Source organism: Cloacibacterium caeni, from assembly GCF_907163125.1.
Taxonomy (GTDB): domain Bacteria; phylum Bacteroidota; class Bacteroidia; order Flavobacteriales; family Weeksellaceae; genus Cloacibacterium; species Cloacibacterium caeni_B.
Genome location: NZ_OU015319.1, coordinates 2,262,414 through 2,275,594, shown reverse-complemented (window position 1 = coordinate 2,275,594; position 13,181 = coordinate 2,262,414). Strand labels below are relative to the sequence as shown.

Here is a 13,181-nt window from a genome sequence, read left to right as displayed (position 1 = left end):
TATGGGATTTTAATTTATTTTTTTTGAGAAGAATTGATTTTATAGCTGGTAATTTTCCAACCTGTCTCTGTAGCTTTTAAGCCATAAGAAACGTCAAGTGAAGTTGCGTTTCCAGATTTATCTGTTACGGTATACGTTGCATTTACACTTGCAGTGTTATTGGCATTCGCTTTAGTAGAAACATTGCTTACGTCTACACTTTTTACGGTTCCAAAACCAGACGTAGGATTGGCAAATGTTTCATAAGAACCCCAATTCGGGTTTTCTGATTGACTGTAAGCTGCTTTTAAATTCTGACTGTTTAAGTTGCTTAAGAAATTCACAACGGTATTTTTAGGATCGCCAATTACTTTTGGAGAATCTGTTCCCGTAGCATTTTCTTCTGGAGTTCCTTCAAGATTTTCTGGATTTTCTGAGCTTTGAGGCATCAAAAGAGCGTTAGGATTTACATCTACACCCATTTTGGTCATTTGAATGGTTTTCTTAGAAGTTTTTACAGTAACTTTTATGTCAATTTTATTGTCTATTACTTTTTCTTGAGGAAGAGAAGAAAATCTCATGAAAAATCCTTTGAATTGATTGTTTTGCATTAAATTTTTAGAAGTCAAAAGTTTTACTCCTTGGCTAGAAACTTCTAAAGTGGTTTCTAAGGCTGCATTTTCGAAATCTACTTTATTTCCTGCTGCATCTAATAATCTTGGAACGATTTGTAAAGCTTTTGGTCCTAAAATACTATCTACAGAAACTTCACTGGTTGTAATTTGCAAAGAATTTGCGGCAACATCATTTACATCTGTTTCAGATGGTGTAATATTTTGGAAGATATTCATTTCACCTAATGAAGGAGGAGCTGTACTTGCCCAGTTGATGCCGTTTTCTTGTGCTACTTTGTCTGCCATTGCAAAAATTTCTGGCACTTTTTTTCCTTCTAGAAGTTTGCCAAGAGCTTTCAGTTCTTCGATATCACCTTCTGCATCTACACCAAAGGTTTTTAGAATATAAAGAGCTTCATTAAACTTAATTTGTTTAATAGTGGGAAGCGAAGAAGACATGTCATTGATACTTTCTTGGAAGGCTTTTGTACTGCTTGCATCTACTGCATCTTTTTTACAACCGATTAAAAAAAGCAATGAAAATATGCTTAGAAAAAGGAAACGTTTCATAAAATGAATATTTATATACAAAAATAAAAAAATCCCAACAATAAGTTGGGATTTATATGATGTTTCTTTCTGAAATTAGAAAGGATATTCAAAAATTTTAGACTCTTTTACTAGAGGATTTCCTTCAGGAATCAATTTAAGTTTAGATAATGCAGACATTACTACTAAAACGAATAAACCTACCATGAATAAGAATGCACCTACTACTAATAAGAATGTGTATGCATTGTTCCAGAAAGGTCCTACTGTTCCTGGCATAATCATGTTGAAGAAATCTAACCAGTGACCTAGAATTACTAAAACAGCCATTGTAGTTACTACTTTGTAATTTCTCTTGATGCTAGAACTTACTAATACCAATAGTGGTAATAAGAAGTTAATAATAAGCATTGGTAAGAAAGTGTACTTGTAGTAAGCAAATCTATCGAAGAAATATCTTACTTCTTCTGGGATGTTTGCATACCAGTAAAGCATGAATTGGTCAAAGAATAAATAAGTCCATAACATTGAAGTAGCAAATAAGAATTTAGCTAAATCATGTAAGTGATTATCATTAAACTGTGGTAAAACTCCTTTTTTCTTTAAGTAAACTGCAACAATAATGATTACTGCAACAGCACTAGATAAAGTAGATACCATAGAATACCAAATGTAAAGCGTAGAATACCAGTGAGGGTCAATAGACATTAAGAAATCCCAAGCCCAAGCTGCAGAAGCAAATCCGAAGAATGCTATGTAACCTACGCTCCAGTTGTATAATGCTTTGTAATCTTTTCTATCTTTAGTTTCGTCTAATCTCTTAGAAACTTTCTTAATTTTCCAAACAAAGAACCAAGAACCAATTACATAGATAATGATTCTCACTACATAGAAAGGTATATTTAAGAATTTTGATTTTTCGTAAAGGATAACATCAAAGTTTGGAGAATTAGGATTTGTTAAATCTGGATCCATCCAGTGATATAAATGAGCAATGCCACCTACGTTTAGGAAAGTTAAGATTAATAAAATAATCCCACCTACTGGAATGAATGAAGATACCGCTTCCATTACTCTTGTTACAATTACAGACCAACCAGCGTGAGCTGCATGCTGAATTGATAAAAAGAATAAAGCACAAGCAGAAATTCCGAAGAATAACATAGCAGCAGTTAATAAAGCCGAGAACGGTGTATTATGAATCTGATGCGTAGCATGTTCTAAGTGTGCGGCATTATCTTGAGGTCCTACTAATTCTGAAGAGTTCATTGGGGTATGATGTTCTGTACCATGGTGTACATTATCCATCATTGTCTGAATTGCAGACTCATTTAACCCATGATTTAATAGGTAGCCAATACCGAATAGTACCAATCCAACAACTATCAGTATAATAGAATACAATTTTAATTTTGGTGAAAAACTATACATTTTTTTCTGTTTTTATTATTTAGTATTGGTTTGAGTTGTAGTTGCATCAGCAGCAGCTACAGGAGCTACAGCATCAGCTTTGAAAGCGCTCATTACATACATTGCTACTCTCCATCTATCAGCAGGAGCTAATTGACCAGCGTAAGATCCCATTAAGTTTCTTCCGTTTACAATTACATAATGAGTAGTTCCTACTGTAATCTGTCTGTCTTTGTAAGCTGGAACACCAGAATATGCACCACTTTGTACAATTGGACCTTGTCCATCACCAGCCACACCGTGACAAGCTGCACAAGTCATTTCGTATAATTTTTTACCTCTTGCTAAATCTTTTTCTTTATTTTTAGGATCTAGAGGAGAAACGGTAACACTTTTTGACTCTTCATAAAATGCAGTATATTCTTCTACATTTTTAGGAGTTTTATCTTCTGGCAAAATTCCTTCCTTGTCTTGAGGAACCGTACCTTCTACAGGAGAAAGTAGAGTAGAGCCGTAGTTATTTACAAAAGCCGGGATTTCATTTTCTTTGCTTACATAATGTCCATCTGCTTTACTAGCAGTTTTAATCATTGGATCATAAGCTACGGGGAAATACATATCCGGAAAGTAAACTAATGGCGGATTATCTTTTGGTCCACAAGAATTCAGCGCGATAACTGAGATTCCCAAGATGGTTGTTATTTTTAAAATATTTTTCATATTACGCATCTTTTACAGTTATTTCTTCTACACCTGTTTCAATCAGCATCTGTTTAATGGTTTCTACATCGTCAGACACAAACTCCATCATAAACTTATCATCCGTAGTTCTAGGATCTGGATTCTGAGGAGCAGCTCCAGGATACATTTTATTTCTTACTAAGAAAGTAAGAGACATCATGTGTGCAGCACAGAATACCATTAATTCAAACATTGGAACTACAAAAGCAGGCATGTTATGAGCCCACCAGAAAGCTGGTTTACCACCTATGTTTTGTGGCCAGTCATGATTCATCATATACCAAGTGGCTAAAGCACCAATGGTAACACCATAACAAGCATAAATGAAAGCTGCGTCTGAAATTCTAGTTTTCTTAAGACCTAAAGCTTTATCTAGCCCGTGAACTGGGAATGGAGTATACACTTCGGTAATTTCAATACCTTTATCTCTGAAAGCTTTAACGCCGTTCATTAAATCGTCGTCATCGCCATAAAGTCCATATATTCTTTTAGTGGTGCTCATCTCCTTCTTTTGCTTTATAAGTTTCACCTGAAATTTTCAAAATAGTCTTCAATTCAGCCTGTGCAATTACAGGGAATGTTCTAGCGTATAATAGGAATAATACTCCGAAGAAACCAATTGTTCCTAAATAAACTCCTACGTCTATAATCGTTGGCTTAAACATCGTCCAAGAACCTGGTAAATAGTCTCTAGAAAGGTTGATCACAATGATGTCAAATCTTTCAAACCACATACCGATGTTGATGATTAATGCTACGAAGAAAGTCCAAATAATATTCGTTCTTAATTTTTTGAACCAGAAAGAAGCAGGAACAACTAAGTTACAGATAATTAGCGCCCAGAATGCCCACCAGTAAGGACCAGTAGCAGCACCTGGAGATAAATATGTAAAGTCTTCATATCTACTTCCTGAGTACCAACCGATGAAGTATTCTACACCATATGCTACCGTTACCATACCACCAGTTACGATGATTACGATGTTCATAATTTCGATATGATACATGGTAATATAATCTTCTAAGTGTGCTACTTTTCTAGCAACTAATAGAAGGGTTTGTACCATTGCAAATCCTGAGAAAATCGCACCTGCTACGAAGTAAGGAGGGTAGATGGTAGAGTGCCATCCTTTGATTACTGAAGTTGCGAAGTCAAATGATACCGTGGTGTGTACTGAGAATACAAGTGGTGTTGCTAAACCAGCTAATACAAGAGATAATTCTTCGAATCTTTGCCAGTGTTTTGCTTTACCACCCCAACCGAATGCTAGGAATGTATAAATCTTTTTAGTCCAAGGCGTTTTTGCTCTATCTCTAATCATCGCAAAGTCTGGGATTAATCCCATGAACCAGAATACGGTAGATACAGAGAAGTAAGTAGAGATTGCAAATACGTCCCAAAGTAGTGGAGAGTTAAAGTTAGTCCAAAGAGAACCAAATTGGTTTGGCAAAGGGAATACCCAATATCCTACCCAAACTCTACCCATGTGAATTACTGGGAAGATAGCAGCCTGTACAACTGCAAAAATCGTCATCGCTTCTGCAGAACGGTTTACAGACATTCTCCATCTTTGTCTAAATAATAACAATACTGCAGAGATTAAGGTTCCTGCGTGACCAATACCTACCCACCAAACGAAGTTAGTAATATCCCAACCCCAGTTAATGGTTTTGTTTAGTCCCCAAGCTCCGATACCGGTACCAATGGTGTAAGCAATACATCCAAAACCGTATACAAATAGAACTAGAGCTGCCCAAAAAGAAATCCACCAGAGTTTTCCGGCTCTTTCTTCGATAGGTCTTGCAATATCTTCGGTGATATCGTGATAAGTCTTGTGACCAATAATTAGCGGTTCCCTAATAGGGGCTTCGTAATGTCCTGACATTTTTTACCTATTTATATTATTTAAACGTTGTTTTCTTTTCTGTTTCTCACTTTTGTATGGTAGAATACGTTTGGTTTAGTACCCACTTCTTCTAGCAATACATATTTTCTCTTGTCATTGAATAATGCTCTTACTTCTGATGATTTGTCATTCATATCACCAAATTTAAGTGCTCCAGTAGAACAAGCCTGCGAACAAGCTGTTTTAAGTTCTCCATCTTCAATTCTTCTGCCTTCTTTTTTAGCTTCAAGAATTGTAGCTTGAGTCATTTGGATACACATCGAGCATTTTTCCATTACCCCTCTAGTTCTTACTACAACATCTGGATTTAGAACCATTCTTCCTAAATCGTTATTCATGTTGAAGTCAAACTTATCATTCAAGTTATAAGTAAACCAATTGAATCTTCTTACTTTGTAAGGACAGTTGTTTGCACAATATCTTGTACCAATACATCTGTTGTAAGCCATTTGGTTTTGACCTTGCTTACCGTGAGAAGTTGCAGCAACAGGACATACTGTTTCACAAGGAGCGTGATTACAGTGCTGACACATTACTGGTTGGAAAATCACATCAGGACTTTCGTTTGGTTCAATTAATATATCATAAAGGTTAGGAACGTCTAGTCCTTTGTCTAAACCTTCTTTTACTTCTATTTTTTCTTTAGCAGAGTAATATCTATCGATTCTTAGCCAAGCCATATCTCTAGACATTCTTACCTCTTCTTTACCTACTACAGGTACGTTGTTTTCTGCTTGACAAGCAATGATACAAGCTCCACAACCGATACATGAGTTAAGGTCTACAGAAAGATTAAAGTGAGGCCCATCAGTATCATCGAAAGCATCCCAAAGGTCTACTTTACCCATAGGTAATGTTCCTTGTAATGTTTCCATAGTTAATGGCTTATTCCACTTGTTTACGTCTTCGTTTAAGTAAGTATCTAGTGTTACTTCTTTAGCGATTTCGTAACGACCCATTAATGTATTTTGAAGCTGTACTCCTGCAAATTCGTGATCATCTGCTCCTGATTTTTCAATAGAAACATTAGATACTACAGTATTATACCCATCAAATAGAGGATAAGCGTTTACACCTGTTTCAGCTACTTTACCTGAGTCTTTTTTACCATAACCTAAAGCAAGACCTAATGAACCTTCTGCTTGACCTGGCTGAATGAAAACAGGAACGTTTTCTAATTTCACACCATTTACAGTAAGATTTACCACAGTACCATCTAACTGCATTCTAGCGTTTAATTCATTCTCTATGCCGTATTCTTTAGCATCTGCTGGAGAGATAGTAAGGTAGTTATCCCAAGCCATTCTCGTAATTGGATCTGGTAACTCTTGTAACCAAGGGTTATTGGCTTGAGTACCGTCTCCCATTGCAGTAGTGGTATAAAGTACAAGTTCTAATTTAGAAGCTTTGAAACCTTGTAATTCTGAAACTGCTTTTGCAGCATCTCCACCTGTGTAAGATAGAGCTCCTGTAATGTTCCCTGCATTAAAACCATTATAAAGTGCTTGGTTAAATGAAGTTCCATTAAGAATTGTTGCAGCATTGGCTTTTAAATATTCATAGTAGTTAGGCGTAAATCCTTTTCCGTTTATCCAAACAAGAAGTGATTCTTCAATTTGTCTAGATTTGAATATTTTTTGGATAGTAGGTTGCATTAATGAATACGCACCAGTTTGAGGAGCAATATCACCCCAAGATTCTAACCAGTGTGCTGCTGGAATGACTACTTTTGCTGCTTGAGCAATTTCATTTTTCTTATCAGCTACAGCAACTACAATTCCTACTTTGCTTAATGATTTTTTGAATTCTGCACCTTTTGCGTGAGAATAGATTGGGTTTACTTTGTTAGCAACTAAAACACCAACTTGACCAGCATTTACCCAAGTTAAAAACTCGTTAAATCTTGCGTTGTCATATTCTTTTAATAGGTTTGCTTTTCCAGTGAAAGCTACAGAACCTAATTTTTGATTGATTAAGTGTGCCAGAACATAAGAAGCTTTAGAACCGTCAGCAAAAACTACCGCTTTGTTTCCTTTAGCTTGTAATTCTTTAGCAATTTCAGAAGCTACTTTATCAGAAGTACCGCCTCCTACGATTGCGTTATAAACTTCTACTAATGTTTTATTTACAGCAGAAGGTTTTTGCTTAATTCTCGTATCAGCATTAGCACCAGTAAGAGACATGTTAGATTCTACTTGAATATGTCTAAGCATGTTAGCTCCTGGTTTTCTAGCAGCTGCGTATGATGTTTCTAAGCTATTTGCGTTATAATCTCCTAAGAAATCTGCTTGGAAAGAAACCACTAATTCAGTAGCTGATAAGTCGTAAACTGGTAATGCTCTATTACCGAAAACTTCTTGAGCAGCGTCTAATGCAGCAGCATACGTGTAAGCATCGTAAGTTACTAATTCTGCATTAGGATATTTAGCTTTAAACTCTCCGAATAATTTCTTGAATGTAGGAGAAGGATATGAATGAGAAAGAACTACAATTTTCTTGTTTTCAGCTTGAGCTTTAGTTAGTGCTTCTAGAACTACAGAATCTACTTTGTCGAAAGTTTCGTCTTTACCGTCTAGTTTTGGTTGTTTAATTTTATCATTATCATATAATGACAATACACTTGCTTGAGCTCTAGCATTTGTTTTACCTAGATCATTTGCAGTTTTATTCGGTTCAATTTTAATGGGTCTACCTTCTCTAGTTTTTACTAAAACACTAGCAAAGTCAAACCCGTCAAAATAGGTAGATGCATAATAATTAGGAATTCCTGGGATAATACTGTGTGGTTTTACCACGTAAGGAATTGTTTTGATTACTGGTGCTTCACACGCTGCAAGAGTAACTGCAGCTGTAGAGAAGCCTAATAATTTTAAGAAATCCCTTCTAGAAGTCCCAGAATTGTTCATTTTTTCTGCATCACCCAAGAACTCATCTACAGGAATTTCGTTTTGAAATTCTTTTTGAGCCAATTTCGCATTAAGCGATTGGTCTTTAAGTTCATGAATACTTCTGAATTGTATTTTATTTGAAGCCATTTATACTTCTAATTTTCTGTTATTAATAATGACATTTACCACACTCTAAACCACCAATAGCATCTACGGTCATTTTAGTTTCTCCACCGTATTGTTTTTTCAACTTGTCGTGAAGTTTTTGGTAGTATTCTTTGTTATAACCGTTTGTCATGTCTACTTCTGTAGTTCTGTGACAATCAATACACCATCCCATTGTGAAGCTATTTGCCATTTGTACTTTGTCCATTTCTTGAACTTGACCGTGACAAGCTTTACATACTACGTCTACTTTTTTAGCTTTGATGATGGTTTGTTCACCAGCTACCACGTGTTGTGCGTGATTGAAGTATACGAAATCTGGCATATTGTGAATTCTCACCCACTCGATTGGTTTAGTTTTTCCTGTGTAAGACTGTGAACCTTCATCCCAACCAGCAGCTTCGTAGATTTTCTTAATCTCTGCAGTATAGAATTCTCTAGATTTTCCTTCTTCTATGTATTTTCCTTTGTATTCTGAAATACCTTTGTGGCAATTCATACAAACGTTTACAGAAGGAATTTCTGATACTTTACCATACTTAGCACTTGAGTGACATAATTGACAATCAATTTTATTCTCACCAGCGTGAATTTTGTGAGAGAAGTAAATAGGTTGCTCTGGTTGATAACCTTTGTATACACCTACCCACATTAGCCAGTTCCAAATTCCGTAAAGTGCTAATAGGGCTAATAATCCCATTAATGCTTTACCTAGCGTATTATACTTCTCGTAGAATTCGCCAATTGAGTTGATTCTTGTAGCGTCTAGAGCAGAAATTTCTCCAGATTTTCTGTGTAAATTTACGAGTTGGGTTAATCTGAAGAGTAACCAAAGAAGTAATCCTCCAACTGCGGCTAAAGAAATTAATAGAGCAGATGAATTGTTTTTTTCATCTTGAGCAGCTTTGATGGCTTCTGGTGAATTCACATCAGTTTCTGCTGCAGCAGGCTCTGCTTTTGGCGGATTAGTGGTGTATTCTAGAAGATCTGCAATATCCTGATCTGTCAGATTAGGGAACTGAGTCATCTCTACTTTGTTGAATTTTTCGAAGACTTCATTCGCATACTTATCGCCAGAAGCTCTAAGTGCTTTGTTATCTTTAATCCATTTTTGGAACCAATCTACACCTAAATTTTGTTCCGTTTTTAATCTGTCTACTACGCCTCCTAAAGCTGGGCCTACCATTTGTTTGTCTAGCGCGTGACACGCAGAACAATTGGTTTTAAAAAGGGTTTCTCCTTTCTTAGCGTCACCTTTAAGATCTTGAGCGTAAATAGAAGCACTGGTTGTTAAGAGCAAACTACATGCTAACAACACTCTCTTGTAATGCTTTCTCCAACTAATCATTTAAATAATCTTGGGTTAATACTATTGAGTTTACATTCAATTCCGCAAAAATAATACTTTAACACAATATTAACAGAAGGTTTGTATGTATTTTATCAAATTTTTTTAATTTATAATTGTTCTAAATAAGAAAGATTGGTATAATTTTTATTTGTATTAACTTTGTCAAAAATAATTTTAATGAAAAACGTAATAAAAATACTATCATTATTAGCTTTTTTAAGTTTTAATATCTCTAATGCTCAGGTAGTTGAGAAAAAAGAAACACATAATAGAACGGAGTTGAAAGTTTCTATGGATAGCAGAGTAAATGAGCTTTTAACGGATTTAGAAGGGAAATGTGATAAGATTAAAGAGGAAGAAGCCAACAAAAATGAAGCTCCGAAAGTAGAAATTTCGACGAAACCTAAAACAAATGCTGAAATCTGTAGAGATAATCCTAGAATTTTAGGTTACAAAATTCAGGTGGCGGTTGTAAAAAGTAATGAGGAAGCCAACAAAGTGAAATCTTATTTCCGCACAAAATTCCCAAATATGAAAGCAGAAACTGATGCTTCGCTAAGACCTAATTATAAGGTTTTGGTAGGAAGCTATTTCAGTAAGCAATCTGCTAGTGGCGATTTAGCAAGAATTAGAAGTTATTTCCCTGCTGCAATTGCAGTACAATACAGAGTTTTCTGTGTAGAAGCAAAATAATTTTCACACATTAGCATAACAAAAATCCACCAAAATTTTGGTGGATTTTTTTATTTAATTTTTTACTAAAAGTCTGAATCCTTCTCCATGCACGTTGATGATTTCTAATCCTTCATCGTCTTTTAGGAGCTTTCTCAGTTTAGCAATGTACACGTCCATACTTCTTGCCGTGAAATAATTTTCTTTTTTCCAGATTTTTCTTAATGCTAAATCTCTTGGCATGAAATCATTTCTGTGTAGGCAAAGCAATTTTAGTAATTCGTTTTCTTTTGGCGAAAGTTTATATTCATTATCACCTACTCGTAATTGTCTTAAAACTGAATCGAAAAACATGTTAGAAATTTTAAATTGCTCTTGTTCTTCGTCTTCTACTACTGCACTTCTTTGTAAAATAGCTTTGATTTTGTATAAAAGTAATTCGGTGTCAAATGGTTTTGTGATGTAATCATCTGCGCCAATTTGATAGCCTTTTAAAACGTCTTCACGCTGGTTTCTTGCTGTTAAAAATATAATGGGAGTATTCTTGTCTATTTTTCTCACGTCTTCAGCTAGTGAAAAGCCGTCTTTTTTGGGCATCATGACATCGAAAATACAAATGTCAAATTCCTTTTCTGTGAATTCTTTTAGCCCTAATTCGCCATCAATAGCAAGGGTTACATCAAAGTTGTTAATGCTTAAATAATCTTTAAGTACCGCTCCGAAACTTTGGTCGTCTTCTACTAATAAGATTCTGTTACTCATAATATTTGGTGTTTTTTATTTGTTGTTATTTCATCGGCAGTTTTATGGTAAATGTGCTGCCTTTATCTTTTTCTGATTCTACAATCACTTGACCGTGATGCAGTTCTACGATTTTCTTCACATAAGACAATCCTAAACCTTGTCCTTTTACATTGTGAATATTCCCGGTTTCTTCTCTGAAGAATTTTTCGAAAATTTTGGTTCTGTTATGTTGTTCCATTCCCATTCCTTTATCAGAAATCGCAATGACGTAAAATCCAGGCTCATTTCTGGTAGTAATTCTAATTTCTGGGGTTTCTGGCGAATATTTATTAGCGTTGTCCAGTAAGTTGACCAGTGCATTAGAAAGGTGGAATTCATCTACTTTTACATGATAATGTTCCGCTTTGAATTCTTCGGTTAATGTTCCGCCTCTTTCTTCTACAATAAGTCTAAATGACTGAGAAATTTGCTTGATGAGTTCTCTTACATTGGTCTCTTTTAAGAAGAGTTTCACCTCGTTTCTCTCTAATTTTGACATGTTGAGAACGTTTTCTACCTGCTTTTTCATTCTCAAGTTTTCTTGCTTGATGAGTTGAGAATAATATTTTACCTTTTCTGGATTGGTAGAGATTTTATCATTAGCTAAAGCATCTGTCGCTACGGAAATGGTAGCTAATGGTGTTTTGAATTCATGAGACATGTTATTGATGAAATCAGTTTTTACTTCAGAGATTTTTTTCTGTTTCATCATGTAATTAATCGAGATGATGTAGATTCCTAAAATGGTCAATAAGGACATGAAAGTTCCTAGTAGCATTGGCAAATTATTCATTGCCAAAGACGCATCTTTTCTTGGGAAAACCAGCGAAAGCGTAAAAAGTGTTCGGTCTTTATCGTCTGTAAAAAGTGGAAAATTATAATTGGTTTTGTCTTTTTGGTCTAAATAGGTATTGTTAGAAATTTGAGTCAATTTATTGTTTTTGTCCAAAATTCCATAACCAAATTTAGAGTTTATTCCATTGTTTTTCAGTTCTTTAGCGAGAACGGAATCCAGCATTTTTGGATTAACTCTTTGGTTGATAGGTAAGTTAGAAGCATTAAATTTCGCAAACTCTGTCAAGGTAAATTGTCCACTGCTGATGTCTTGACTCTGAACCGAAGAAATAATCTGAGGAGTACTTTCGTTTTTTTTAAAGCTGTATAAACCTTCGTCTTTGTATAGTTTTATTTTGGTAATGCTGTCTCCCTTTTTAGAAATCGGAATATTTTGTTTTTCAATAATCGTTTTATTGAAAGTAAGCGTGGTTTTGTTTGCAGAATCCTGCGTTTGCTGGATTTGGAAAAGAGTAGGACTTTTAGCGTTATTGGCTAAAGTTTTGTCGAAATTTTTAAACTTTTCGTTGTACTTCTGAATTTCTAATTCTTCAATTTTTTTACTTGAATTTTCTAGCGCAGTATATACTTTATTAGAAAAATCTTGCTCTAGTGCGGTGTAATATTCTTTAAGCCAATAAAATTGCAATGACACGAAAACAACAAGTGAAATCGTCATGAATACGGAGATTATTGGGATAAATTTATTATTCATTTTCGCCTAAAAATTTTGTTAAAATTAGAAATTTAACACAAATTAAACAAAAAAATCACAGTATTTTTATATGATTTTTCTTAAAAACGAGAATTTTAACAAATTATTGTGAATTAATTTCCCTTTTGTAGAAAATTTTTAAGAAATTTCTAACAAGTCTTCGTCTATAAAATATTGAATAATGGCTTTTTTCATGAGCAGTTGTTGCTCATTCGGTTTCAGTTCTGGGAGTTCTTCTAGTTGTTTGTACATTGGCCAACCGTCATCATCATAATCTTCAAATTCATAAAACCCGAAAGGTTCTAGCAATCTGCAAACCGCAATGTGAATAAGATTCACCTTGTCATCTTTAGAATATTTTTGTTTCCCACTGCCTAATTCTTGGATTCCTATCAAAAACAAAAGTGTTTCAATAGGCGGATTTTTCTCCGTTTGAAAATTTTCAACGAAAAATTTTTCTATTTTTATCCAAAGTTCTGTTTCGTTCATGATTAATCATTAAAACTTGTCATTCTGAACGGAGTTTACGGAGTGAAGAATCTTTTGATTTTAATAAATAAGATTCTTCATTTC

The 13,181-nt window shown here is 34.8% G+C and carries 11 protein-coding genes; 1 reads left to right on the top strand and 10 read right to left on the bottom strand.

Annotated elements, in window-relative coordinates; genetic code table 11:
* Positions 1-14: 14 nt before the first annotated feature.
* The 7 genes from KKQ79_RS10560 to KKQ79_RS10530 form a co-directional block, all read right to left on the bottom strand.
* Positions 15-1,163 carry a DUF6694 family lipoprotein gene (locus KKQ79_RS10560; RefSeq protein WP_213190106.1) on the bottom strand — a complete coding sequence of 383 codons (1,149 nt, stop codon included), beginning with the start codon at positions 1,161-1,163 and terminating at the stop codon, positions 15-17.
* Positions 1,164-1,238: 75 nt separating this feature from the next.
* On the bottom strand, positions 1,239-2,573 hold the full coding sequence (locus tag KKQ79_RS10555; protein WP_213190105.1) for a quinol:cytochrome C oxidoreductase: 1,335 nt from the start codon (positions 2,571-2,573) through the stop codon (positions 1,239-1,241).
* 15 nt (positions 2,574-2,588) lie between these two features.
* Positions 2,589-3,281, bottom strand: a complete 693-nt coding sequence (locus KKQ79_RS10550; RefSeq protein WP_213190104.1) for a c-type cytochrome — start codon at positions 3,279-3,281, stop codon at positions 2,589-2,591.
* Positions 3,274-3,795 (bottom strand): DUF3341 domain-containing protein, encoded by a 522-nt coding sequence (locus KKQ79_RS10545; RefSeq protein WP_213190103.1) that lies wholly within the window; start codon positions 3,793-3,795, stop codon positions 3,274-3,276. The genes KKQ79_RS10550 and KKQ79_RS10545 overlap by 8 nt, the downstream gene beginning before the upstream one ends.
* Complete coding sequence (gene nrfD / locus KKQ79_RS10540; protein WP_104793141.1) at positions 3,782-5,179, bottom strand: NrfD/PsrC family molybdoenzyme membrane anchor subunit; 1,398 nt, start codon at positions 5,177-5,179, stop codon at positions 3,782-3,784. Before nrfD ends, KKQ79_RS10545 begins: the two co-directional genes overlap by 14 nt.
* A 20-nt stretch (positions 5,180-5,199) precedes the next feature.
* The gene (locus KKQ79_RS10535; protein ID WP_213190102.1) at positions 5,200-8,235 is read right to left on the bottom strand and encodes a TAT-variant-translocated molybdopterin oxidoreductase; all 3,036 of its coding nucleotides are present in this window, start codon (positions 8,233-8,235) and stop codon (positions 5,200-5,202) included.
* A 22-nt stretch (positions 8,236-8,257) separates the two neighbouring features.
* Entirely contained in the window at positions 8,258-9,601 is a 1,344-nt protein-coding gene (locus KKQ79_RS10530) for a c-type cytochrome (protein ID WP_213190101.1), read from the bottom strand.
* A 180-nt stretch (positions 9,602-9,781) separates the two neighbouring features.
* On the opposite strand from KKQ79_RS10530, the gene KKQ79_RS10525 reads away from it, so the two are divergent.
* Positions 9,782-10,297: an SPOR domain-containing protein gene (locus KKQ79_RS10525; RefSeq protein WP_213190100.1), complete on the top strand. Its 516-nt coding sequence runs from the start codon at positions 9,782-9,784 to the stop codon at positions 10,295-10,297.
* Between the two features lie 54 nt (positions 10,298-10,351).
* On the opposite strand, the gene KKQ79_RS10520 is transcribed toward KKQ79_RS10525, so the two are convergent.
* The 3 genes from KKQ79_RS10520 to KKQ79_RS10510 form a co-directional block, all read right to left on the bottom strand.
* Complete coding sequence (locus KKQ79_RS10520) at positions 10,352-11,038, bottom strand: response regulator transcription factor (protein ID WP_069800018.1); 687 nt, start codon at positions 11,036-11,038, stop codon at positions 10,352-10,354.
* Between the two features lie 25 nt (positions 11,039-11,063).
* Positions 11,064-12,608, bottom strand: coding sequence for a sensor histidine kinase (locus KKQ79_RS10515; RefSeq protein WP_213190099.1), 1,545 nt, complete (start codon positions 12,606-12,608; stop codon positions 11,064-11,066).
* A 138-nt stretch (positions 12,609-12,746) separates the two neighbouring features.
* Entirely contained in the window at positions 12,747-13,097 is a 351-nt protein-coding gene (locus KKQ79_RS10510) for a hypothetical protein (RefSeq protein WP_213190098.1), read from the bottom strand.
* Positions 13,098-13,181 lie beyond the last annotated feature (84 nt).

What these genes read in the sequence shown, in the direction of transcription:
- KKQ79_RS10520 (WP_069800018.1), bottom strand. Translation starts at nt 11,038, where the DNA reads ATGAGTAACAGAATCTTATTAGTAGAAGACGACCAAAGTTTCGGAGCG.
- KKQ79_RS10535 (WP_213190102.1), bottom strand. Translation starts at nt 8,235, where the DNA reads ATGGCTTCAAATAAAATACAATTCAGAAGTATTCATGAACTTAAAGAC.
- KKQ79_RS10515 (WP_213190099.1), bottom strand. Translation starts at nt 12,608, where the DNA reads ATGAATAATAAATTTATCCCAATAATCTCCGTATTCATGACGATTTCA.
- KKQ79_RS10555 (WP_213190105.1), bottom strand. Translation starts at nt 2,573, where the DNA reads ATGTATAGTTTTTCACCAAAATTAAAATTGTATTCTATTATACTGATA.
- KKQ79_RS10545 (WP_213190103.1), bottom strand. Translation starts at nt 3,795, where the DNA reads ATGAGCACCACTAAAAGAATATATGGACTTTATGGCGATGACGACGAT.
- KKQ79_RS10560 (WP_213190106.1), bottom strand. Translation starts at nt 1,163, where the DNA reads ATGAAACGTTTCCTTTTTCTAAGCATATTTTCATTGCTTTTTTTAATC.
- KKQ79_RS10530 (WP_213190101.1), bottom strand. Translation starts at nt 9,601, where the DNA reads ATGATTAGTTGGAGAAAGCATTACAAGAGAGTGTTGTTAGCATGTAGT.
- KKQ79_RS10510 (WP_213190098.1), bottom strand. Translation starts at nt 13,097, where the DNA reads ATGAACGAAACAGAACTTTGGATAAAAATAGAAAAATTTTTCGTTGAA.
- nrfD (WP_104793141.1), bottom strand. Translation starts at nt 5,179, where the DNA reads ATGTCAGGACATTACGAAGCCCCTATTAGGGAACCGCTAATTATTGGT.
- KKQ79_RS10525 (WP_213190100.1), top strand. Translation starts at nt 9,782, where the DNA reads ATGAAAAACGTAATAAAAATACTATCATTATTAGCTTTTTTAAGTTTT.
- KKQ79_RS10550 (WP_213190104.1), bottom strand. Translation starts at nt 3,281, where the DNA reads ATGCGTAATATGAAAAATATTTTAAAAATAACAACCATCTTGGGAATC.